The sequence below is a fragment of the Streptomyces sp. AC627_RSS907 genome, from assembly GCF_019049165.1.
In genome coordinates this window covers 31,827-53,389 of record NZ_JAGMUE010000042.1, presented here as the reverse complement: position 1 = coordinate 53,389, position 21,563 = coordinate 31,827, and the positions used below count along the sequence as shown (strand labels likewise).

Sequence of the window (21,563 nt, the reverse complement as noted above, 5' to 3'; positions counted from 1 at the left end):
CTCGGTCCGAAGGGCCTGCCCGCGTGTGGCAGAATGGCTAGCTGTACTCGACAGTCGCACAGGACCCCTCTCTCCTCCGGCTGACGCGTCCATCGGGCACTCGGGTACCGCAACCCCACGCGGCTCTCTCGCCGTGCCCAACCACGTCAATTCCAGGAGAACCCACTCCCGTGGCAGTCAAGATCAAGCTGAAGCGTCTGGGCAAGATCCGTTCGCCTCACTACCGCATCGTCGTCGCCGACTCCCGTACCCGCCGTGACGGCCGGGCCATCGAGGAGATCGGCAAGTACCACCCGACGTACAACCCGTCGGTGATGGAGGTCGACGCCGAGCGTGTCGCGTACTGGCTCGGTGTCGGCGCCCAGCCGACCGAGCCCGTGCTCGCCATCCTGAAGAAGACCGGCGACTGGCAGAAGTTCAAGGGCGAGCCCGCCCCGGCGCCGCTGCTGCAGCCGGCCGAGAAGTCGGCCCGTCCGTCCTTCGAGGCGATCGGTGGCGACGACGAGGGCAAGGGTGAGGCGATCACCCAGAAGAAGAAGGCCGACAAGAAGGACGAGGCCGCCGCTGAGTCCTCTTCCTCCGAGTCGACCGAGGCCTGAGCATGCTCGAGGAGGCTCTCGAGCACCTCGTGAAGGGCATCGTCGACAACCCTGACGATGTGCAGGTCGCCTCGCGCAACCTGCGCCGCGGGCGCGTGCTCGAGGTCCGGGTCCACCCCGACGACCTCGGCAAGGTGATCGGCCGCAACGGCCGCACCGCACGCGCTCTGCGCACCGTCGTGGGCGCCATCGGCGGCCGCGGTGTCCGCGTCGACCTCGTCGACGTGGACCACGTCCGCTGACGCCAAACGCAGCACCGGCTCGGGCCGGGGAGGGCCACTGGGCCGTCCCCGGCCCGCAGTCGTAGGAGCCGTGACCGGCTCGTCGCAGTTCCGACAGGAGATCAAGCACAGTGCAGCTGGTAGTCGCGCGTATCGGCCGCGCCCATGGAATCAAGGGCGAGGTCACCGTCGAGGTCCGCACGGACGAGCCCGAGCTGCGGCTCGGCCCCGGTGCCGTACTGACCACCGACCCCGCATCCGTCGGGCCGCTCACCATCGAGACCGGCCGGGTGCACAGCGGCCGCCTCCTGCTGCGCTTCGAGGGCGTCCATGACCGCAACGGCGCCGAGGCGCTGCGCAACACCCTCCTGATCGCCGACGTCGACCCGGACGAGCGGCCCGAGGACGAGGACGAGTACTACGACCACCAGCTGATCGACCTCGACGTGGTGACCGTGGACGGCACCGCGGTCGGCCGGATCACCGAGATCTCGCACCTGCCCACGCAGGACCTGTTCGTCGTGGAGCGCCCCGACGGCAGCGAGGTCTACGTGCCGTTCGTCTCCGAGATCGTCTCCGAGATCGACCTGGACGAGCAGCGTGCGGTCATCGACCCGCCGCCCGGTCTGATCGACGACCGGGCCGAGATCGCCTCCTCGCGCGACGCCGCCGAGGACGGTGCGTGATGCGGCTCGACGTCGTCACGATCTTCCCCGAGTACCTGGAACCGCTGAACGTCTCCCTCGTCGGCAAGGCACGCGCGCGTGGACAGCTGGACGTCCACGTGCACGACCTGCGCGACTGGACCTACGACCGGCACAACACCGTCGACGACACCCCGTACGGCGGCGGCCCCGGCATGGTGATGAAGACCGAGCCCTGGGGCGACGCGCTGGACTCCGTCCTGGCCGACGGCTACGAGACGGGCACCGGTGAGCCCGCCCTGATCGTGCCCACGCCCAGCGGCAGGCCCTTCACCCAGGAGCTGGCCGTCCACCTCTCCGAGCGACCCTGGCTGATCTTCACACCGGCCCGCTACGAGGGCATCGACCGCCGTGTCGTCGACGAGTACGCGACCCGGATGCCCGTCTACGAGGTCTCCATCGGTGACTACGTCCTCGCCGGCGGTGAGGCGGCCGTGCTCGTCGTCACCGAGGCCGTGGCGCGGCTGCTGCCCGGCGTCCTGGGCAACGCCGAGTCCCACCGGGACGACTCCTTCGCCCCCGGAGCCATGGCCAACCTTCTGGAGGGTCCCGTCCACACCAAGCCGCCGCAGTGGCGCGGGCGCGGCATCCCGGACGTGCTGCTCAGCGGCCACCACGGGAAGATCGCCCGCTGGCGCCGTGACGAGGCCCTGCGGCGCACGACGGTCAACCGGCCCGACCTGATCGAGCGGTGCGATCCCAAGGCCTTCGACAAGAAGGACCGCGAGATGCTCTCCATCCTCGGCTGGGAACCCGACCCCCAGGGCGAGCCGTACGGCCGATTTTGGCGCAGGACGCCTGGCATGGAAGAATAGGCGGCTGTTGTGCGTCCGTCCGGAGCGCGCCCCTGCCACAGGGGGACACGACGCCCGTCCCGACCCGCACTGCCCTGATTCCGAAACCTCTAGTTCCGTTGATGACCTGTGGCATCAGCGAAGAAAGCAGACGAAATGTCTCACCTGCTCGACTCCGTCGACGCCGCGTCGCTGCGCAGCGACGTCCCGGCCTTCCGCCCCGGCGACACCGTCAACGTGCACGTCCGCGTCATCGAGGGCAACCGCTCCCGTGTGCAGCAGTTCAAGGGCGTGGTCATCCGCCGTCAGGGTGCCGGCGTGCGCGAGACCTTCACGGTCCGCAAGGTCTCCTTCTCCGTCGGCGTCGAGCGCACCTTCCCGGTGCACACCCCGATCGTGGAGAAGATCGAGCTCGTCACCCGTGGTGACGTCCGTCGCGCCAAGCTGTACTACCTGCGCGAGCTGCGCGGCAAGGCGGCGAAGATCAAGGAGAAGCGCGAGAGCTGAGCGCCCTCCGAGGTCCACAGCGGGGCCGGATAGCATCTGGCCCCGATGGACACCGAAGCACAGCCCACGGAGCGCGACCGCTCCTCCAGCCCTTCCGGACCCGAGCAGCCCTCGGATCCGCAGGGGCCGGAGGACCGGTCGCGTTCCGCGTTCGCGGGGTGGATCGCGGACTGGGTGCCGGGCGGCCGGATCACCGTGACTCTCCTGGTCCTTCTGCTGTTCCTCCTGTTGCTGAGCACCTTCGTGCTGCAGCCGTTCCAGATCCCGAGTGGTTCGATGGAGCGGGGACTGAGGATCGGCGACCGGGTTCTCGTGAACAAGCTGGCGTACCGTTTCGACGGCCGGCCGCAGCGGGGCGACATCGTCGTCTTCGACGGCACCGGCCTCTTCGGGCACGGCGACTACATCAAACGCGTTGTCGGTGTGGGCGGGGACCACGTGGTGTGCTGCGACAGCGAGGGGAGGATCCGGGTGAACGGCCAGTCGGTCGACGAGTCGGCCTTCCTGCACCCCGGCGACCGTCCGTCCACGGTGCGCTTCGACGTCGTCGTCCCCGACGGCACCCTCTTCGTCCTCGGCGACCACCGCGACGACTCCAGCGACTCCCGCGACCACCTGGGCTCTCCGGGCGGCGGCATGGTGCCGTTGGACGCGGTGATCGGCCGCGCCGACTGGATCGCCTGGCCCCTCGGCCACGCCACCCACCTCGACCGTCCCGACGCCTACGCGCGCGTGCCGGACAGTGAGGCGCCCGGGCCGGAGCCCGTCAAGGGCGCCGATGGGTAGCCGGGGCAAACCACGCGGGGCGCACAGCAGCCCCGCGAAGACCCCGCTGCCCACCGGCTCCCGCCGCACCGGAGCGCCGTCCGGCGGCCGGTCCCGTGCCGAGCGGCGCAAGCTCCAGCGCAAGGTCAAACGGCGCCGCAGACGCGGAGCGGTCAAGGAGATCCCCCTTCTCGTGGGCGTCGCCGTCCTCATCGCACTGGTGCTGAAGACCTTCCTCGTCCAGGCGTTCGTGATCCCGTCGGGGTCCATGGAGCAGACCATCCGGATCGGGGACCGGGTCCTGGTGGACAAGCTCACCCCCTGGTTCGGCGCCGAGCCGGAGCGCGGGGACGTCGTCGTCTTCCGCGACCCCGGCGGCTGGCTCCGGGGCGAGCAGACCACCAAGAAGGACGACCCCGTCGTCGTCAAGCAGGTCAAGGAGGCTCTCGCCTTCATCGGGCTGCTGCCGTCCGACGACGAGAAGGACCTCATCAAACGGGTCGTCGGCGTGGGCGGGGACCACGTCAAGTGCTGTGACACCCAGGGACGGGTCACCGTCAACGGCGTTCCGCTGACCGAGGACTACCTGTACCCCGGCGACGTCCCCTCCAGGACGCCGTTCGACGTCACCGTCCCCGAGGGACGGCTCTGGGTGATGGGCGACCACCGGTCCGACTCCGCTGACTCCCGCGCCCACCAGGAGACCGACCACGGCACGGTCTCCGAGGACGAGGTGGTGGGGCGCGCCATGGTGATCGCCTGGCCGTTCGGCCACTGGGCCACCCTGGACGAACCGAAAACGTATGCGTCCTTGTCCGACTCGTCCCCGGGATCGGCCGCCGCTCCCCGGCAGTCGCATAGGGTTGCCCCCGACGATCCGAACACGATGATTCAACTCCCGACCCCTGCGGAACTCCCGCTCGTTATGGGAGTGGTGGGCCTGCGCCGTGTACGGGGCAGGCGGCGGCAGAGAGTGAGGAGTTGGCGTGGGGGATGTGGCGGTTGGCGCACGGTCCGGACACGACGGCGAGGAGAACCGCGGACGCCCCGTGGAGGAGGCCGGCCCGGCCGCGGACGGCGCCCAGGCCTTCGGACAGGACTCCGCGACCGAGGACGGCAGGGTGACGGACGAACAGAACGGACCACAGGACGAGGGAGTGGGCGGGACGCCTCCCGCGACGCCCCCCGCGGCCAAGAAGCAGCGTTCCTTCTGGAAGGAACTGCCGATCCTGATCGGCATCGCGCTGGTGCTGGCGCTGCTCATCAAGACGTTTCTGGTGCAGGCGTTCTCCATCCCGTCCGCCTCGATGCAGAACACCCTCGTCGAGGGTGACCGGGTCCTGGTCGACAAGCTCACCCCCTGGTTCGGCTCGGAGCCCGAGCGCGGCGAGATCGTCGTCTTCCACGATCCGGACCAGTGGCTGGCGGGCGAGCCGACGCCGGAACCGAACGCGCTGCAGACGGTCCTCAGCTGGATCGGCCTGATGCCGTCCGCGGACGAGAAGGACCTCATCAAGCGCGTCATCGGGGTCGGCGGCGACACGGTCGAGTGCAAGGGCACCGGCCCGCTGATGGTCAACGGCAAGGCGCTGAACGAGCAGCAGTACGTCTACCCCGGCAACACGCCGTGCAGCGTCGACGAGCAGGGCGGCCAGTTCAAGGTCAAGGTCCCCGAGGGCTCCATCTGGGTCATGGGCGACCACCGGCAGAACTCCCGGGACTCGCGCTACAACCAGTCGGACGAGAACGGCGGCATGGTCCCGGTGAAGGAGGTCGTCGGCCGTGCCATCGTGGTCGCCTGGCCGATGAACCACTGGGACACCCTGCCGGTCCCCGACACCTTCGACCAGGCCGGTCTGAGCGCCCGGTCGTCGGCCGCCGCCGCGCTGACGGTCGCGCCCCAGGGCCTGGCCCTCGCCGGTGTCGTACCGGTCGTCTGGTGGCGCCGACGGCGCACCGCCCCCACCGAGACCCACCGAGGCGCCTGACCGTCGAGGGGCGGGGCGTGCGTCCGCCGGAACCTGGCCGTCGAGGGGCGGGGCGTGCGTCCGCCGGAACCTGGCCGTCGAGGGGCGGGGCGTGCGTCCGCCGGAACCTGGCCGCCGAGAGGCGGGGGTCGTACGTCCGCCGGAACCTGGCCGCCCAGAGGTGGGGGTCGTGCGTCCGCCGGTGCCTGACCCCGAGGCCGCCGGGGTGGTGCGTGCGCCCGCGTCCGACTGCCGAAGGGCTGGGGGGACGGTTGCACCACCCCCCAGGTCTGCGTCTTCCGGTCGACAGGGGGACCAGCGATGCCGGGCCCGGAGGCCAGCGGCCTCTTGCAGGACCGCGAAGAAGACAGCGGGGTGCACCGGCGCCCGACCGCCGGAGGCAGGGGGCGTGCGTGCACCGGTGCCCGACCGCCGGGGGCAGGGGGGCGTGCACCGGCGCCCGACCGCCCAGGGCCGCGTGCCGTGCCTCCACCGGTGGTGATCCCGGGCGCCGGAAGGGCTGCCCCGCTGGGGTACCCCCGGGTAGGGTGCGGGTCCATGGGCGGCGAGAACACGACACGTACGGCCCCGCGTGGCGGCGGCGCGGACGAGCGCCCGGCGGGCAGCCGGACCGGGCAGCGGCTGTCCGGCCTCGCCGTGGCGCTGGGCCTGGCGCTGTTCCTCGGCGGATTCGCCTGGGCGGCGGTGGTGTACCGCCCCTACACCGTGCCGACCGGCTCCATGACGCCGACGATCGACGCCGGTGACCGGGTGCTGGCGCAGCGCGTCGACGGCACCGACGTCCGCCGCGGCGACGTCGTCGTCTTCAAGGACAAGACCTGGGCCGACGCCCCCATGATCAAACGTGTGGTCGCCGTCGGCGGGGACACCGTCTCCTGCTGCCACGAGGGACGGCTGAAGGTCAACGGCAAGGTGATCGACGAGTCGTACCTGCCCGCCGGCACGCCGGCCGAGTCCAGCGGCTTCCCGGCCGTGTCCGTACCCGAGGGCCGCCTCTTCCTGCTCGGCGACGAGCGCAGCGGCTCCCTGGACTCGACCGCCCACCTCACCGACGCCGCCGGCGGCACCGTGGCGCGCGACGCGGTGGACGGCCGTGTGGACGCCGTCGTCTGGCCCATGAGCGGCATGCTGGAGCGGCCGGCCGGCTTCGAGGCGCTGGGTGGCCTCTCCTCGCCGGGCCCTCTGCGGACCGTCGTCGCGCTGGTGATCGCCGGCATCGTGCTGATCATCGGCGGCGCCGCGTACGGGCCGCTCGCCGAGCGGGCGACGGCCTCGCGCGTCCGGGCCGGGACGGAGCCCGCCGGTGGCCGCTGAGACGGCCCGGGAGGGGCGGGATGCCCACGAGGGCGGGCTGCGCAAGGTCGCCCGGGTGGTGCTGCTCGACCCCGGGGACCGCATCCTGCTGCTGCACGGCCATGAGCCGGACGATCCGGCCGACGACTGGTGGTTCACCCCGGGCGGCGGGGTGGAGGGCGACGAGACCCGCGAGGAGGCCGCCCGGCGGGAACTCGCGGAGGAGACCGGCATCACCGACGTCGAGCTCGGCCCGGTGCTGTGGCGCCGCAGGTGCTCCTTCCCCTTCGCGGGCCGCCGCTGGGACCAGGACGAGTGGTACTACCTGGCCCGTACCACCCAGACCACGACCGAGGCCGCCGGTCTGACCGAGCTGGAGCGGCGCAGCGTCGTCGGAGCGCGCTGGTGGACGTGTGAGGAACTGTCCCGGGCACGTGAGACGGTGTATCCGACCAGACTCGCCGGGCTGCTGCGCACGCTGCTCGACGAGGGACCCCCCGCCGGGCCGGTGACCCTGGACACCGAAATCGTCTAGGGGCTCACGGGACTGGCGCACAATGGTGGGACCGCACGGCTGAAGGGGAACATGCCATGAGCGCCGAGGACCTCGAGAAGTACGAGACCGAGATGGAGCTCAAGCTCTACCGGGAGTACCGCGATGTCGTCGGTCTGTTCAAATACGTGATCGAGACCGAGCGGCGCTTCTACCTCACCAACGACTACGAGATGCAGGTGCACTCGGTCCAGGGTGAGGTGTTCTTCGAGGTCACCATGGCTGATGCCTGGGTGTGGGACATGTACCGGCCGGCTCGCTTCGTGAAGCAGGTGCGTGTGTTGACGTTCAAGGACGTGAACATCGAGGAGCTCAACAAGAGCGACCTGGAGCTTCCGGGAGGCTGACGTCCCCTGTCCGGGTGATCGGGTTTTCCACAGCCGCCCGACCGTCCACCAAGATCCAAAAGTTCGCTGAGCTGCCCTCATCGTTGGCGCCGGAGGTGGTGCCGACATGAACGCACGAGGTGCGATGGGCAAGTACGGCGAGACGCTCGCCGTCCGCCAGCTGTCCGAGGCCGGGATGACCGTCCTGGAGCGCAACTGGCGCTGTGGCCGGACCGGCGAGATCGACATCGTCGCCCGGGAGGGGGACGCCCTGGTCGTCTGCGAGGTCAAGACCCGCAGGGGAGGTTCCTTCGAGCATCCGATGGCCGCGGTGACCCCCGAGAAGGCGGAGCGACTGAGGCGGCTCGCCGACCGCTGGGCGCAGACCCACGGGGGAGCCCCGCCCGGCGGCGTCCGCATCGACCTGGTCGGCGTGCTCCTCCCGCGGCGCGGCGCCCCCGTCGTCGAGCACGCGCGGGGGGTGGCGTGATGGGGTTCGCGCGCACGTGCTCCGTGGCCCTCGTCGGCGTCGAGGGCGTGGTGGTCGAGGTCCAGGCCGATCTCGAACCGGGCGTGGCCGCGTTCACGCTGGTCGGGCTGCCGGACAAGAGCCTGACCGAGAGCCGGGACCGGGTGCGGGCCGCGGTGGTGAACTCGGGCGCGGAGTGGCCGCAGAAGAAGCTGACGGTGGGGCTCAGCCCGGCGTCGGTGCCCAAGAGCGGCAGTGGATTCGACCTCGCGGTCGCCGCGGCCGTGCTCGGAGCCGCCGAGCGGATCGACCCGCGGGTGCTCGCCGACATCGTGATGATCGGCGAGCTGGGCCTGGACGGGCGGGTCCGGCCGGTGCGCGGCATCCTGCCGGCGGTGCTGGCCGCGGCGGACGCCGGGTACGAACAGGTGGTCGTGCCGGAATGCGCCGCCGCCGAGGCGTCCCTGGTGCCCGGCGTGTCGGTACTCGGCGTGCGGAGCCTGCGACAGCTGATCGCCGTCCTCGCCGACGAACCCGTACCGGAGGAGGAGCCCGACCAGCAGGGCCGGCCCGACCCCCTCCTCGCGGGCCTGCGCATGCCCGGCACGGGCGCCGCCACCGGAATGCACGCCATGGGAGCGGCCCAGCACGACCACGGCCACGACCTCGCCGACGTCGTGGGCCAGGACTCGGCACGCACCGCGGTGGAGGTCGCCGCGGCCGGCCGCCACCACCTGTTCCTGGAGGGGCCGCCCGGCGCCGGGAAGACCATGCTCGCCGAGCGGCTGCCCGCCATCCTGCCCCGGCTCGACCGGTCGGAGTCGCTGGAGGTCACCGCGGTGCACTCGGTGGCGGGCCTGCTACCGCCCGGCAAGCCCTTGATCGACGCCGCTCCCTACTGCGCGCCGCACCACTCCGCCACGATGCAGGCGCTCGTCGGGGGCGGCCCCGGCATCGCGCGGCCCGGTGCCGTGTCGCTGGCACACCGAGGTGTCCTGTTTTTGGATGAAACACCGGAGTTCAGCAGCCATGCGCTGGACGCCCTGCGCCAGCCGCTGGAGGCCGGGCACGTCGTCATCGCACGCAGCGCGGGTGTGGTGCGGTTCCCGGCACGGTTCCTGATGGTGCTCGCCGCCAACCCCTGCCCGTGCGGGCGCTTCTCGGGGAAGGAGGACCTGTGCGAGTGCCCGCCCTCGGCGATCCGCCGCTATCAGGCCAGGCTGTCCGGCCCGCTGCTCGACCGGGTCGACCTCCGGGTCGAGGTGGACCGGGTCACGCGCAGCCAACTCGCCGGCCACGGCACCCGGGGCGCCACCACCGCCACGGTCGCCGACCGAGTGCGGGCGGCTCGGGAACGGGCGGCCGCGCGCCTCGCGGGCACCCCGTGGCGGTCCAACAGCGAGGTGCCCGGACGGGAACTGCGCAGCCGTTGGCACGCCGCGCCCGGCGCGCTGGACGAAGCGGAACGCGGCCTGGAACGGGGCGTGCTCACCGCCCGCGGCCTCGACCGGGTCCTGCGGGTCGCCTGGACCGTCGCCGACCTGGTCGGCCACGACCGGCCCGACGCGAAGGACGTCGCCCTCGCCCTGCAACTGCGCACCGGGGTGCCGCGAGGCGTCCCCATGGCCCTGGGCGTCCCGGCGTGACCCGGTACCGGGCCGGGATCGGTGAGGGGCCCGGGGACGGTGACGTGACGAGGGACGGCGACGCCGTCCGGGACGCGGAGGCGTCCGGGTGCGGTGGTGCACAGCCGGGGGCCGGCCCGCCCCCCGGCGGTGGTCCGACCGGGGACGCGGACATGACCGGCAAGGCGGACGTGACCGGCAAGGCGGGCGCGAGCGAGGGAGCCGGCCCGGCCGGGGGCGGCGGTGCGTACGGAGGTGACGGCATGACCACGGACGGTGTGCCCCGGGGCGATGGCGTGCTCGGGGACGACCTGCCGGGGAGCGGGGGCAGGGGACGGGACGGCCGGGTGGACGACGAGTTGCTCGGCCGGGTCTTCCTCACCCGGGTCATCGAGCCCGGCGACGAGGCCGGTGGACGGTGGGTGCGGGAGCGCGGCGTCGTGGAGGTGGCGCGGCGGCTGCGGGAGGGCGGGCGCGCGCTTCCGGGGGTGAGCGGAAAGCGGTGGGCCGGGCTGTGTGCCCGGGCCGCGCAGGCCGAGCCCCGCAGGGACCTGGCCGTCGCACGGGCGGCGGGAGCACGCTTCGTGGCACCCGGGACGGCCGAGTGGCCGGGGCAGCTCGACGACCTGGGGGACGCCCGGCCCCTCGGGCTGTGGGTGCGCGGCCGGCCCAGTCTGCGCATGTGGGCGCTGAGGTCGGTGGCGGTCGTCGGTGCCCGTGCCTGCACCGAGTACGGCGCCCACATGGCGGCGACCCTCGCCGCCGGCCTCGCCGAGCGCGGCTGGGTCGTGGTGTCCGGCGGCGCCTACGGGGTCGACGGCGCCGCCCATCGGGGCGCCCTCGGGGCGGGCGGCGCCACCGCCGCGGTCCTCGCCTGCGGCGTCGACCGTCCCTACCCGCCCGGACACACCGGACTGATCACCAGGATCGCCGAACAGGGACTGGTCGTCGGGGAACTGGCGCCGGGCGACCATCCGACACCGAGCAGGTTCATCCTGCGCAACCGCGTGATCGCCGCGCTGACCCGGGGCACCGTGGTCGTCGAGGCCGCCTACCGCAGCGGCTCGCTGGTCACCGCGCGGGCGGCCCAGCGCCTGGGACGGCACACGATGGGGGTGCCCGGGCCGGTCACCAGCGCGCTGTCCGCGGGGGTGCACGAGCTGCTGCGCGGAGACGCGGTGCTCGTCACCGACGCCGACGAGGTCGTCGAACTGGTCGGCGACATGGGCGAGCTGCCCCCGGACCGGCGCGGACCGGTGCTCCCCACCGACCTGCTGGAACCTCGGGCCCGGCAGGTGCTGGCCGGGCTCCCGGCGCGCGGCGCGGCGACCGCGGCCGAGGTGGCGCGACGCGCCCAGACCACGGAGGACGACGCGATCGCGAGACTGTACGAGCTTCGAGCACTTGGTTACGTCGAACGACACGGCGATGGCTGGATGTTGACACGCCAGACGGTGATCTCGGTCCGCGGCGGCCGGAGCCGGTGATGACCCAGCGTGTTCGGCCGTCTGGGGGAACCCCTACGCCCTTGGGTTTTCTGGCAGTTGGGGTATTCCAATGATCACCCAGAGCGATCATCGTCCCCCCTGTAGAGCGTTCAGCGGAACGTATCTGCGTAGGGTCACCGCCTCGCTCTTCGCACACCGCGACGGTCCAGTCACGCTACGCTCACGAGGATTCCGACGCAGAGAGCCGACAGCAGGCGACAACGAGACAGCAGACCACCGGCCTCATCCAGGCACATCACGGCAGAACGGCACAAGGCGACGAATGCCCCAGCACACCTCCGGGTCCGACCGGGCGGCGATCCCCCCAGCCGCCCGCGACGGTGGCAACGTGCGACCGTCCGCCCCCTTGACGCTCGACGAGTTGTGGCGGTCGTACAAGGCGACGGGGGACGAGCGGCTGCGGGAACAGCTGATCCTGCACTACTCGCCCCTTGTGAAGTACGTGGCGGGCCGGGTCAGCGTGGGGCTGCCGCCCAACGTGGAGCAGGCGGACTTCGTCTCCTCGGGCGTGTTCGGACTGATCGACGCGATCGAGAAGTTCGACATCGACCGGGAGATCAAGTTCGAGACGTACGCGATCACCCGGATCCGGGGCGCGATGATCGACGAGCTGCGGGCACTGGACTGGATCCCCCGGTCGGTGCGGCAGAAGGCGCGGAACGTGGAGCGCGCGTACGCGACCCTGGAGGCCCGGCTGCGGCGGACCCCGTCGGAGGGCGAGGTGGCCGTCGAGATGGGGATCGCGGTCGAGGAGCTCCACGCGGTCTTCAGCCAGTTGTCGCTGGCCAACGTGGTGGCGCTGGAGGAGCTGCTGCACGCCGGGGGCGAGGGCGGGGACCGGCTGAGCCTCATGGACACGCTGGAGGACACCGCCGCCGACAACCCGGTCGAGATCGCCGAGGACCGGGAACTGCGGCGCTTCCTGGCGCGGGCGATCAACACGCTGCCCGACCGGGAGAAGACCGTCGTCACGCTGTACTACTACGAAGGGCTGACGCTCGCCGAGATCGGGAACGTGCTGGGCGTCACCGAGAGCCGGGTCAGTCAGATCCACACCAAGTCGGTGCTGCAACTGCGGGCCAAGCTGGCGGGATTCGGTCGCTGACCTGCTATTACGGCCGACGGCCAGCCCGGTCGGCGCCCCCGTCGGGGTCTCCTTCCGGGGTCGTTCGACGGTCGTTCGGCGGTCGTGCCGCCGGGTGAGTGACTCCCGTGCGGGGTGGCGCGTCCGTAAAGTGGTGACGTGCCAAGGATTCGAGCGGCCTCCGTGGCCGAGCACCGGTCGATGCAGCGTGCCGCCCTGCTGGACGCGGCACGCTCCCTGCTGTCCGACGGCGGAACGGAGGCGCTGACCTTCCCCGCCCTCGCCGAACGGACGGGTCTTGCCCGGTCGTCCGTCTACGAGTACTTCCGGTCGCGGGCGGCGGTCGTCGAGGAGCTGTGCGCCGTCGACTTCCCGGTCTGGGCCGCGGAGGTCGAGGCGGCGATGGAGCGTGAGACGACGCCCGAGGGGAAGGTCGAGGCGTACGTGCGCAAGCAGCTCGACCTCGTCGGGGACCGGCGGCACCGGGCCGTCGTGGCCATCTCCGCGAGCGAGCTGGACGCCGGCGCGCGCGAGAAGATCAGGGCGGCGCACGGCGGGCTGATCGCGATGATCGTCGAGGCACTGGGGGAGATGGGGCACGCCCAGCCGCGACTCGCGGCGATGCTGCTGCAGGGGGTCGTGGACGCGGCCGTGCGGCGGATCGAGCTGGGGGCGGCGGAGGAGCCGACGGAGATCACGCGGGCGGCGGTCTCCATGGCGTTGCGGGGCGTGCGGGGCTGACCACCCGGAGGGCGGTTGACGCCCTGCGTGCCGGCCGCGCGCCCGGTGTCCTCGTCCCGGGGCGGGGGAGCGGCCCGGCGCCACGGGGTGCCGAGCGCGCCGGCCTCCTGCCGCCGCTGGGGACCGGGCCGCCGACGGGGACCTCGCAAGCTGTTCGGGCGCGGGGGAGAGGCCGCGGTCAGGCCCGCGGCCGCTCGGGCAAGGGCACACCCAGGACCGGCAGGAGTCTCGACGGCCCCCCGTTCAGCAGCCACGGCGGGAGCAGGGACAGCGGGTCGAGGTAGACGTCGCCCCGCAGCAGGCCCCAGTGCAGGCAGCCCACGCAGTGGGAGCCCGTCGCCCCGACCGTGCCGAGCACCTCGCCCGCCGCGACCTCGTCGCCCTTCGCCACCGACACCTCGACGGGTTCGTACGTCGTCCGCAGAGGAGGCTCGCCCGTCCCCGTCCCCGTTCCCGTCAGCTCCAGCGAGACGACGCCCCTCCCCGCCACCCGCCCCGCGAACGACACCCTTCCCGCCGCCACCGCCCGTACCGGGGCTCCGGCCGCCGCGGCGAGGTCCACGCCGCGGTGGCCCCGGCCGTACGGCGTAGCCGGGGGTTCCCACCCCCGGGTGACCGCGGGCCGGGTGCCGACAGGCCAGTGGCGGGCCACGGCCGGCACCGCCGGGTCCGGCACCCGCCCGGTGCCCGTGACCGGCACGGACACCGCCGCCGCCACCGCGGGCACCGTCGGCGGCGGTCGCAGCGGGCCCGGAGCCAGGACGGTCAGCAGCAGCGCCACCCCTGAACACGCACTCGCACATCGCCTCACACGCATGGGAGAACCCTTGCGCGACCGGGGCCGTCACCACCCGGCGCTGTGGACCGCGCCCCGGTTGTGGACAGCCGCGTCACCCGGTACCCCGCGGGTCCCGTACACTTCTGATGGCGATCCGGGTCACCGGGTCGACTTCGCACGCCCCGACACGAGGCCGTTCCAGGTCCGTGTCAGCGCCCCTCGGTCCCTTGCGGCACGGCGCATCGCGGGCGTCAGGCGCGGGAGCCGTCCGGCTCGCGCGGCACAACCGAGAACTCAAGGAGATACGGCCATGGCCGTCGTCACGATGCGGGAGCTGCTGGAAAGCGGCGTCCACTTCGGTCACCAGACCCGTCGCTGGAACCCGAAGATGAAGCGCTTCATCTTCACCGAGCGCAACGGCATCTACATCATCGACCTGCTCCAGTCGCTGTCGTACATCGACCGCGCCTACGAGTTCGTCAAGGAGACCGTCGCCCACGGCGGCACGGTCATGTTCGTCGGCACGAAGAAGCAGGCGCAGGAGGCCATCGCCGAGCAGGCCACCCGCGTCGGCATGCCCTACGTCAACCAGCGCTGGCTGGGCGGCATGCTCACCAACTTCTCGACCGTCTACAAGCGCCTGCAGCGCCTGAAGGAGCTCGAGCAGATCGACTTCGAGGACGTGGCCGCCTCCGGCCTCACCAAGAAGGAGCTGCTGGTCCTCTCCCGCGAGAAGGCCAAGCTGGAGAAGACCCTCGGCGGTATCCGCGAGATGTCCAAGGTGCCCAGCGCCGTCTGGATCGTGGACACCAAGAAGGAGCACATCGCGGTCGGTGAGGCCCGGAAGCTCAACATCCCGGTCGTCGCCATCCTCGACACCAACTGCGACCCCGACGAGGTCGACTACAAGATCCCGGGCAACGACGACGCGATCCGCTCCGTCACCCTGCTCACCCGTGTGATCGCCGACGCGGTCGCCGAGGGCCTCATCGCCCGTTCCGGTGTCGCCACCGAGGGCAAGGGCGACAAGGCCGCGGGCGAGCCGCTGGCCGCGTGGGAGCGCGACCTGCTCGAGGGCGAGAAGAAGGCGGACGCCGAGGGTGCCGCCGAGAAGCCGGCCGAGGCCGCCGAGGCTCCGGCTGAGGCCGCCGCCGAGGCCCCTGCCGAGGCTGCCGCCGAGGCGCCTGCCGCGGACGCCGAGCAGGCCTGACCCCTCACCCCCTTCGGGTACTGGACGGCGGGGGCCCACCAGCCCCCGCCGTCGGCCCGTAGATCTTCCGACTTCGAGAGAGATTCCGGAATCATGGCGAACTACACCGCCGCCGACGTCAAGAAGCTTCGTGAGCTCACCGGCGCCGGCATGATGGACTGCAAGAAGGCGCTGGACGAGGCCGAGGGCAACGTCGAGAAGGCCGTCGAGGCGCTCCGCATCAAGGGCCAGAAGGGCGTCGCCAAGCGCGAGGGCCGCTCCGCCGAGAACGGTGCCGTCGTCTCGATCATCGCCGACGACAACACCTCGGGTGTCCTCGTCGAGCTGAAGTGCGAGACGGACTTCGTCGCCAAGGGCGAGAAGTTCCAGAACGTCGCCACGGCCATCGCCGAGCACGTCGCCAAGGCCGCCCCGGCCGACCTCGAGGCGCTGCTCGCCTCCGAGATCGAGCCCGGCAAGACCGTCCAGGCGTTCGTGGACGAGGCCAACGCCAACCTCGGCGAGAAGATCGTCCTGGACCGCTTCGCGCAGTTCTCCGGCGGCTTCGTGTCCGCGTACATGCACCGCACGATGCCCGACCTGCCCCCGCAGATCGGTGTCCTCGTCGAGCTGGACAAGCCGAACCCCGAGATCGCCAAGGGCGTCGCCCAGCACATCGCCGCCTTCGCGCCGAAGTACCTCTCCAAGGAGGACGTCCCGGCCGAGGTCGTCGAGTCCGAGCGCCGCGTCGCCGAGGAGACCACCCGCGCCGAGGGCAAGCCCGAGGCCGCCCTGCCGAAGATCGTCGAGGGTCGCCTCAACGGCTTCTTCAAGGACGCCACGCTGCTGGGCCAGCCCTACGCGCTCGACAACAAGAAGTCCGTCCAGAAGGTGCTGGACGAGGCCGGTGTCACCCTGAAGCGCTTCACGCGCATCAAGGTCGGCATCTGAGTCCGTACCGCGACGGACGCGCGACCCCGGTAGGGTCGACAGCAGTCGTCCGCGCCGTTGCCGTCCGCCGCCGCGCACCCGCGCGCGGCGGCGGGCGACAGCAGAACTGACGAGGAGGCCATTGCCGCGTATGGGATGCGATCACGCCCCCCACCGGCAGTGGCCTTCTTCGTGTGTGTGACCCACGTAAAAGAGGCGAGATTCCCATGACCACCAAGGCCGAGAAGAGCGACGACGGCAAAGTACGCGGCCGCTTCATGCTGAAGCTGTCCGGAGAGGCCTTCTCCGGCGGTGGGGGCCTGGGCGTCGACCCCGACGTGGTGCACGCCATCGCCCGCGAGATCGCGGCCGTCGTGCGCGACGGCGCGCAGATCGCCGTCGTCATCGGCGGCGGCAACTTCTTCCGCGGCGCCGAACTGCAGGTGCGTGGCATGGACCGTGCCCGCTCCGACTACATGGGCATGCTCGGCACCGTGATGAACTGCCTGGCCCTCCAGGACTTCCTGGAGAAGGAGGGCGTCGACTGCCGCGTGCAGACCGCCATCACCATGGGCCAGGTCGCCGAGCCGTACATCCCGCTGCGCGCCGTGCGCCACCTGGAGAAGGGCCGCGTGGTCATCTTCGGCGCCGGTATGGGCATGCCCTACTTCTCCACGGACACCACCGCCGCCCAGCGCGCCCTCGAGATCGACGCGGAAGCGCTGCTGATGGGCAAGAACGGTGTGGACGGGGTCTACGACTCCGACCCGAAGACCAACCCGGACGCCGTGAAGTTCGACGCGCTCGGGTACGGCGAGGTCATCACCCGTGACCTGAAGGTCGCCGACGCCACGGCCGTCACGCTCTGCCGCGACAACAGCCTCCCGATCGTGGTCTTCGAGCTTTTGAAGGAGGGCAATATCGCCCGCGCCGTCAAGGGTGAGAAGATCGGCACGCTTGTGGGTGACCAAGGCAGCCGGGACTGACCGGAGAACCACCCCCTGTCCGCGGACGCCACCTGTCCGGGGGACGGACGGGACGGGGCCGGGCCGGGGGATGGACAATGTCCCGCCGGTCGGGAACCGTGCAGGAAGAACGCGACGCAGCCGGCCGCAGCCCCGAGAGGGAACCGCAGCCGGGCCTACTCAAGACACGCAGGAGCAAGTGGTGATCGAAGAGACCCTCCTCGAGGCCGAGGAGAAGATGGAGAAGGCCGTCGTGGTCGCCAAGGAGGACTTCGCCGCGATCCGCACCGGTCGTGCGCACCCGGCGATGTTCAACAAGATCGTGGCCGACTACTACGGCGCGGTGACGCCGATCAACCAGCTGGCCTCGTTCTCCGTGCCCGAGCCGCGCATGGCCGTGGTGACGCCCTTCGACAAGAGCGCGCTGCGCAACATCGAGCAGGCCATCCGCGACTCCGACCTGGGCGTCAACCCCAGCAACGACGGCAACATCATCCGGGTGGTGTTCCCCGAGCTCACCGAGGAGCGCCGCCGCGACTACATCAAGGTCGCCAAGGCCAAGGGCGAGGACGCCAAGGTGTCCATCCGCTCCGTGCGCCGCAAGGCCAAGGACGCCATCGACAAGCTGATCAAGGATGGCGAGGTCGGCGAGGACGAGGGCCGCCGTGCGGAGAAGGAGCTCGACGACACCACCGCCAAGTACGTCGCCCAGGTGGACGAGCTCCTGAAGCACAAGGAAGCGGAGCTGCTCGAGGTCTGATGAACGACTCTTCCTGGGGAGCGCCGCCACAAGCCGGGTACTGGGGGCCGTCCGACCAGGGACCCGTCCAGGGCGTTGCCCCGGCGGGTCCCGCGTACGATGCGCACTACGCGCAGCAGACTCGCCCCATGCCCGTAGTGCCCGACGTACCCGACCACGGCGGAGACCAGGATGACGACCGGGGGGCCGCTCGGCTGAGCGGTCCCCTGTTCCGAGACGAGCCGTCGCGCGACGACACGCACCGCGGCGCGAACCCGTCGGCCCAGCCGTATGGGGCGGTGCCGCAGAATCCGGAGCCCATGCCCGACGCCCCGCAGCCGCAGCCGCAGAAGAAGAGCGCGGGGCGCGACCTGGGTGCCGCGATAGGGGTCGGTGTCGGGCTCGGCGTGGTGATCGTCGCGTCGCTGTTCGTCGTCAAGGCCGCCTTCGTCGGTGTCATCGCGATAGCCGTCGTGGTGGGCCTGTGGGAGCTGACCAAGCGGCTGGACGAACGCAAGGGCATCAAGGCGCCCCTCGTGCCGCTCGCGGTCGGCGGCGCGGCGATGGTCGTCGCCGGGTACGTGCGCGGCTCCGAGGGCGCGTGGGTCGCCATGGCGCTCACGGCGCTGGCGGTCCTCGTGTGGCGGATGACCGCACCGCCGGAGGGCTACCTCAAGGACGTCACGGCCGGCCTGTTCGCGGCGTTCTACGTGCCGTTCCTGGCCACGTTCGTCGCGATGATGCTGATGGCGGACGACGGACCGTGGCGGGTCCTGGTCTTCCTGATACTGACGGTCGTCAGCGACACCGGCGCCTACGCCGTCGGCTGGCGCTTCGGCAGGACGAAGCTCGCCCCGCGCATCAGTCCCGGCAAGACCCGCGAGGGTCTGCTGGGAGCGGTGGCGTTCGCGATGGCGGCGGGCGCGCTGTGCATGCAGTTCCTGATCGACGACGGCACCTGGTGGCAGGGCCTGCTGCTCGGCCTCGCGGTCGCCGTCAGCGCCACACTGGGTGACCTCGGCGAATCCATGATCAAGCGAGACCTCGGCATCAAGGACATGGGCACGCTGCTGCCGGGCCACGGCGGCATCATGGACCGGCTGGACTCACTGCTGCCGACGGCGCCGGTGGTGTGGCTGCTGCTGGTGATCTTCGTCGGCTCGGGCTGACCTCGCGCGCGACCGTGCCGGGCCCTCGTCCTCCTGCGGGACGGGGGCCCGACCGCTGTCCGGCCCACGGGGCTCCAGGGCCAAGGGTGACACCTGCCGGATCATGGGCCGACCGGCCACCCGTGTGGATCTGCGACACTGGTTGGGTCATGCCTAAGCCCGGAGAACTCACATTCGTCGCCCCGCGCGGAGCCAAGAAGCCGCCGCGGCACCTCGCCGACCTCACGCCCGCCGAGCGGAAGGAGGCTGTCGCCGCGATCGGTGAGAAGCCGTTCCGTGCGAAGCAGCTCTCGCAGCACTACTTCGCGCGGTACGCGCACGACCCCGAGCAGTGGACCGACATCCCGGCCGGCTCCCGCCAGGGGCTCCAGGAGGCGCTGCTTCCCGAGCTGATGTCGGTCGTCCGGCATCTGTCGACCGACGAGGGGACCACGCGCAAGACGCTGTGGAAGCTGTTCGACGGGACGCTCGTCGAGTCCGTGCTGATGCGCTACCCGGACCGGGTGACCATGTGCATCAGCTCCCAGGCGGGCTGCGGCATGAACTGCCCGTTCTGCGCCACCGGCCAGGCCGGCCTGGACCGGAACCTGTCGACCGCCGAGATCGTGCACCAGATCGTGGACGGGATGCGGGCGCTGCGCGACGGCGAGGTCCCCGGTGGACCCGCCCGGCTCAGCAACATCGTGTTCATGGGCATGGGCGAGCCCCTGGCCAACTACAACCGCGTCGTCGGCGCCGTCCGCCGGCTCACCGACCCCGAGCCGGACGGACTGGGGCTCTCCCAGCGCGGCATCACGGTCTCCACGGTCGGCCTCGTCCCCGCGATCCACCGCTTCGCCGACGAGGGCTTCAAGTGCCGCCTCGCCATCTCGCTGCACGCGCCCGACGACGAGCTGCGCGACACGCTCGTGCCCGTCAACACGCGGTGGAAGGTGCGCGAGGTCCTGGACGCCGGGTTCGAGTACGCGGCGAAGTCCGGGCGCCGGCTGTCGATCGAGTACGCGCTGATCCGCGACATCAACGACCAGGCCTGGCGCGGTGACCGGCTCGGGCGGCTGCTCAAGGGCAGGCCCGTGCACGTCAACCTCATCCCGCTCAACCCCACGCCCGGCTCGAAGTGGACCGCGTCGCGGCCCGAGGACGAGAAGGCGTTCGTGGAGGCGATCGCGGCGCACGGTGTGCCGGTGACGATCCGGGACACCCGTGGGCAGGAGATCGACGGGGCGTGCGGTCAGCTCGCCGCGAGCGAGCGGTAACCTGACGGGCATCAGTACAACTTCATATTCCGAAGTACATCTTCATATTCCGACAGGGGAGCGCCACAGCGCTGAGAGTGCGGCACCGGCCGCAGACCCTCCGAACCTGGCCCAGGTCATTCTGGGTAGGGAGATCGGTCATCACTCGAGCTGTTGCGCCCTGCCCGGGACCCTCACCAGGGGTTCCGGGCAGGGCCGCGTCTTCTCCTGGTCACCCAGGAGGAATTCAGTGAGCATCACCAAGAAGGCCGCCGCCCTGGTCGTCGGGCTCGGCATGGTCGGCGGCCTGGCCGCCTGTGGATCGTCGTCCGACGGCGACGGCAAGGGCTCCGGCGACCCCAAGACGGTGACCCTGGTCAGCCATGACTCGTGGGCCGCGTCGAAGGACGTCATCGCCGCCTTCGAGAAGAGCTCCGGCTACAAGGTCAGGGTCCTGGAGGACGGCGACGCCGGGCAGGCCGTCAACAAGGCCATCCTCACCAAGGACAACCCGCAGGGCGACGTCTTCTTCGGCGTCGACAACACGCTGCTGTCACGGGCGCTCGACAACGGCCTGTTCCAGTCGTACGAGCCCAAGGGCTCCGACATGATCCTCCCCGAGTACCGGGTCGACCAGGGCAAGCACCGCGTCACGCCGATCGACACCGGCGACATCTGCGTCAACTACGACAAGGCGTACTTCGAGGAGCACGGGCTGACCCCGCCCGACTCCTTCGACGACCTCGCCGAGCCCGCGTACAAGGACCTCCTCGTCACCGAGAACGCCGGCAGTTCCTCGCCCGGCCTCGGCTTCCTGCTCGGCACCGCCGCGAAGTACGGCGACAAGGGCTGGGAGGAGTACTGGAAGAAGCTGAAGGCCAACGGCGTCAAGGTGGTCGACAGCTGGGAGCAGGCCTACAACGAGGAGTTCTCCGGCTCGGCCGGCGGGAAGAAGGCCGGCGGCGACCGCCCGCTCGTCGTCTCCTACGCCTCTTCGCCGCCCGTCGAGGTGGTCTACGCCGACCCGAAGCCGGACACCGCGCCGACGGGCGTCGCCGCCGGCACCTGCTTCCGCCAGGTCGAGTACGCGGGCCTGCTGACCAACGCGAAGAACCCCGAGGGCGGCAGGGCGCTGCTCGACTTCCTGATCGGCAAGGAGTTCCAGGACGACATGCCGCTGAACATGTTCGTCTACCCGGTGCGCGAGGCCGCGCAGGTGCCGCCGGAGTTCGTGAAGTACGGGCCGCAGGCCGAGAACCCCCAGACCATGGACGCGCAGAAGATCGCCGACCACCGTGACCAGTGGGTCAAGTCGTGGACCTCGCTCCTCCTGAAGTGACCAAGGACAAGACCGCCACCGCCCGGTGGCGCGGGAGCGCGG

Annotated in this window: 23 protein-coding genes, 1 pseudogene and 1 riboswitch; of the genes and pseudogenes, 23 read left to right on the top strand and 1 reads right to left on the bottom strand. The window is 71.3% G+C overall.

All coding sequences use genetic code 11. The features are described from left to right. The first annotated feature begins 170 nt into the window (after positions 1–170). From rpsP to KUM32_RS11380, 16 genes and pseudogenes are all read left to right on the top strand, one after another. On the top strand, positions 171–599 hold the full coding sequence (rpsP, locus tag KUM32_RS11455; RefSeq protein ID WP_217141746.1) for a 30S ribosomal protein S16: 429 nt from the start codon (positions 171–173) through the stop codon (positions 597–599). A gap of 2 nt (positions 600–601) precedes the next feature. Then, positions 602–841: an RNA-binding protein gene (locus tag KUM32_RS11450; RefSeq protein ID WP_003973401.1), complete on the top strand. Its 240-nt coding sequence runs from the start codon at positions 602–604 to the stop codon at positions 839–841. Between the two features lie 110 nt (positions 842–951). Continuing rightward, positions 952–1,506: a ribosome maturation factor RimM gene (gene rimM, locus KUM32_RS11445; RefSeq protein ID WP_217141745.1), complete on the top strand. Its 555-nt coding sequence runs from the start codon at positions 952–954 to the stop codon at positions 1,504–1,506. Further along, positions 1,506–2,339: a tRNA (guanosine(37)-N1)-methyltransferase TrmD gene (gene trmD / locus KUM32_RS11440; RefSeq protein WP_217141744.1), complete on the top strand. Its 834-nt coding sequence runs from the start codon at positions 1,506–1,508 to the stop codon at positions 2,337–2,339. The genes rimM and trmD overlap by 1 nt, the downstream gene beginning before the upstream one ends. A 135-nt stretch (positions 2,340–2,474) precedes the next feature. Next, positions 2,475–2,825 (top strand): 50S ribosomal protein L19, encoded by a 351-nt coding sequence (rplS, locus tag KUM32_RS11435; protein WP_016432403.1) that lies wholly within the window; start codon positions 2,475–2,477, stop codon positions 2,823–2,825. A gap of 45 nt (positions 2,826–2,870) precedes the next feature. Next, a complete protein-coding gene (gene lepB / locus KUM32_RS11430) occupies positions 2,871–3,611 on the top strand; it encodes a signal peptidase I (protein WP_217141743.1) in 741 nt (246 codons plus the stop codon). Continuing rightward, positions 3,604–4,686, top strand: a pseudogene (lepB, locus tag KUM32_RS11425) (signal peptidase I); the annotation flags it as partial. The gene lepB (KUM32_RS11430) and the pseudogene lepB (KUM32_RS11425), both read left to right, overlap by 8 nt. Then, on the top strand, positions 4,577–5,578 hold the full coding sequence (gene lepB / locus KUM32_RS11420; RefSeq protein WP_308408641.1) for a signal peptidase I: 1,002 nt from the start codon (positions 4,577–4,579) through the stop codon (positions 5,576–5,578). The pseudogene lepB (KUM32_RS11425) and the gene lepB (KUM32_RS11420), both read left to right, overlap by 110 nt. Before the next feature lie 537 nt (positions 5,579–6,115). Continuing rightward, entirely contained in the window at positions 6,116–6,892 is a 777-nt protein-coding gene (gene lepB, locus KUM32_RS11415; RefSeq protein WP_217141740.1) for a signal peptidase I, read from the top strand. Further along, complete coding sequence (locus KUM32_RS11410) at positions 6,882–7,406, top strand: NUDIX hydrolase (RefSeq protein WP_217141739.1); 525 nt, start codon at positions 6,882–6,884, stop codon at positions 7,404–7,406. Before lepB (KUM32_RS11415) ends, KUM32_RS11410 begins: the two co-directional genes overlap by 11 nt. A 56-nt stretch (positions 7,407–7,462) precedes the next feature. After that, the gene (locus tag KUM32_RS11405; RefSeq protein ID WP_014675276.1) at positions 7,463–7,771 is read left to right on the top strand and encodes a DUF2469 domain-containing protein; all 309 of its coding nucleotides are present in this window, start codon (positions 7,463–7,465) and stop codon (positions 7,769–7,771) included. A gap of 106 nt (positions 7,772–7,877) precedes the next feature. After that, positions 7,878–8,240 carry a YraN family protein gene (locus tag KUM32_RS11400; RefSeq protein ID WP_217141738.1) on the top strand — a complete coding sequence of 121 codons (363 nt, stop codon included), beginning with the start codon at positions 7,878–7,880 and terminating at the stop codon, positions 8,238–8,240. Then, positions 8,240–9,865: a YifB family Mg chelatase-like AAA ATPase gene (locus tag KUM32_RS11395; RefSeq protein ID WP_217141737.1), complete on the top strand. Its 1,626-nt coding sequence runs from the start codon at positions 8,240–8,242 to the stop codon at positions 9,863–9,865. The genes KUM32_RS11400 and KUM32_RS11395 overlap by 1 nt, the downstream gene beginning before the upstream one ends. Positions 9,866–10,017: 152 nt before the next feature. Further along, positions 10,018–11,331, top strand: coding sequence for a DNA-processing protein DprA (dprA, locus tag KUM32_RS11390; RefSeq protein ID WP_254405386.1), 1,314 nt, complete (start codon positions 10,018–10,020; stop codon positions 11,329–11,331). 283 nt (positions 11,332–11,614) lie between these two features. Beyond that, positions 11,615–12,457: an RNA polymerase sigma factor WhiG gene (gene whiG / locus KUM32_RS11385; protein ID WP_217141736.1), complete on the top strand. Its 843-nt coding sequence runs from the start codon at positions 11,615–11,617 to the stop codon at positions 12,455–12,457. A 162-nt stretch (positions 12,458–12,619) separates the two neighbouring features. Next, positions 12,620–13,177: a TetR/AcrR family transcriptional regulator gene (locus tag KUM32_RS11380; protein ID WP_217141828.1), complete on the top strand. Its 558-nt coding sequence runs from the start codon at positions 12,620–12,622 to the stop codon at positions 13,175–13,177. A gap of 178 nt (positions 13,178–13,355) precedes the next feature. On the opposite strand, the gene KUM32_RS11375 is transcribed toward KUM32_RS11380, so the two are convergent. Next, positions 13,356–13,994: a M23 family metallopeptidase gene (locus tag KUM32_RS11375; protein WP_217141735.1), complete on the bottom strand. Its 639-nt coding sequence runs from the start codon at positions 13,992–13,994 to the stop codon at positions 13,356–13,358. Positions 13,995–14,265: 271 nt separating this feature from the next. On the opposite strand from KUM32_RS11375, the gene rpsB reads away from it, so the two are divergent. From rpsB to KUM32_RS11340, 7 genes are all read left to right on the top strand, one after another. Continuing rightward, positions 14,266–15,165, top strand: a complete 900-nt coding sequence (rpsB, locus tag KUM32_RS11370; protein WP_217141734.1) for a 30S ribosomal protein S2 — start codon at positions 14,266–14,268, stop codon at positions 15,163–15,165. Between the two features lie 93 nt (positions 15,166–15,258). After that, on the top strand, positions 15,259–16,095 hold the full coding sequence (gene tsf / locus KUM32_RS11365; protein ID WP_217141733.1) for a translation elongation factor Ts: 837 nt from the start codon (positions 15,259–15,261) through the stop codon (positions 16,093–16,095). Positions 16,096–16,301: 206 nt separating this feature from the next. Beyond that, a complete protein-coding gene (gene pyrH, locus KUM32_RS11360; RefSeq protein ID WP_031039590.1) occupies positions 16,302–17,060 on the top strand; it encodes a UMP kinase in 759 nt (252 codons plus the stop codon). A 181-nt stretch (positions 17,061–17,241) separates the two neighbouring features. Further along, the gene (gene frr, locus KUM32_RS11355) at positions 17,242–17,799 is read left to right on the top strand and encodes a ribosome recycling factor (protein ID WP_217141732.1); all 558 of its coding nucleotides are present in this window, start codon (positions 17,242–17,244) and stop codon (positions 17,797–17,799) included. Next, positions 17,799–18,947 carry a phosphatidate cytidylyltransferase gene (locus tag KUM32_RS11350; protein WP_217141731.1) on the top strand — a complete coding sequence of 383 codons (1,149 nt, stop codon included), beginning with the start codon at positions 17,799–17,801 and terminating at the stop codon, positions 18,945–18,947. Before frr ends, KUM32_RS11350 begins: the two co-directional genes overlap by 1 nt. A 149-nt stretch (positions 18,948–19,096) precedes the next feature. Beyond that, a complete protein-coding gene (rlmN, locus tag KUM32_RS11345) occupies positions 19,097–20,203 on the top strand; it encodes a 23S rRNA (adenine(2503)-C(2))-methyltransferase RlmN (protein WP_217141730.1) in 1,107 nt (368 codons plus the stop codon). A 44-nt stretch (positions 20,204–20,247) separates the two neighbouring features. Beyond that, positions 20,248–20,353, top strand: a riboswitch (TPP riboswitch). Between the two features lie 79 nt (positions 20,354–20,432). After that, positions 20,433–21,521: a thiamine ABC transporter substrate binding subunit gene (locus KUM32_RS11340; protein ID WP_217141729.1), complete on the top strand. Its 1,089-nt coding sequence runs from the start codon at positions 20,433–20,435 to the stop codon at positions 21,519–21,521. Positions 21,522–21,563 lie beyond the last annotated feature (42 nt).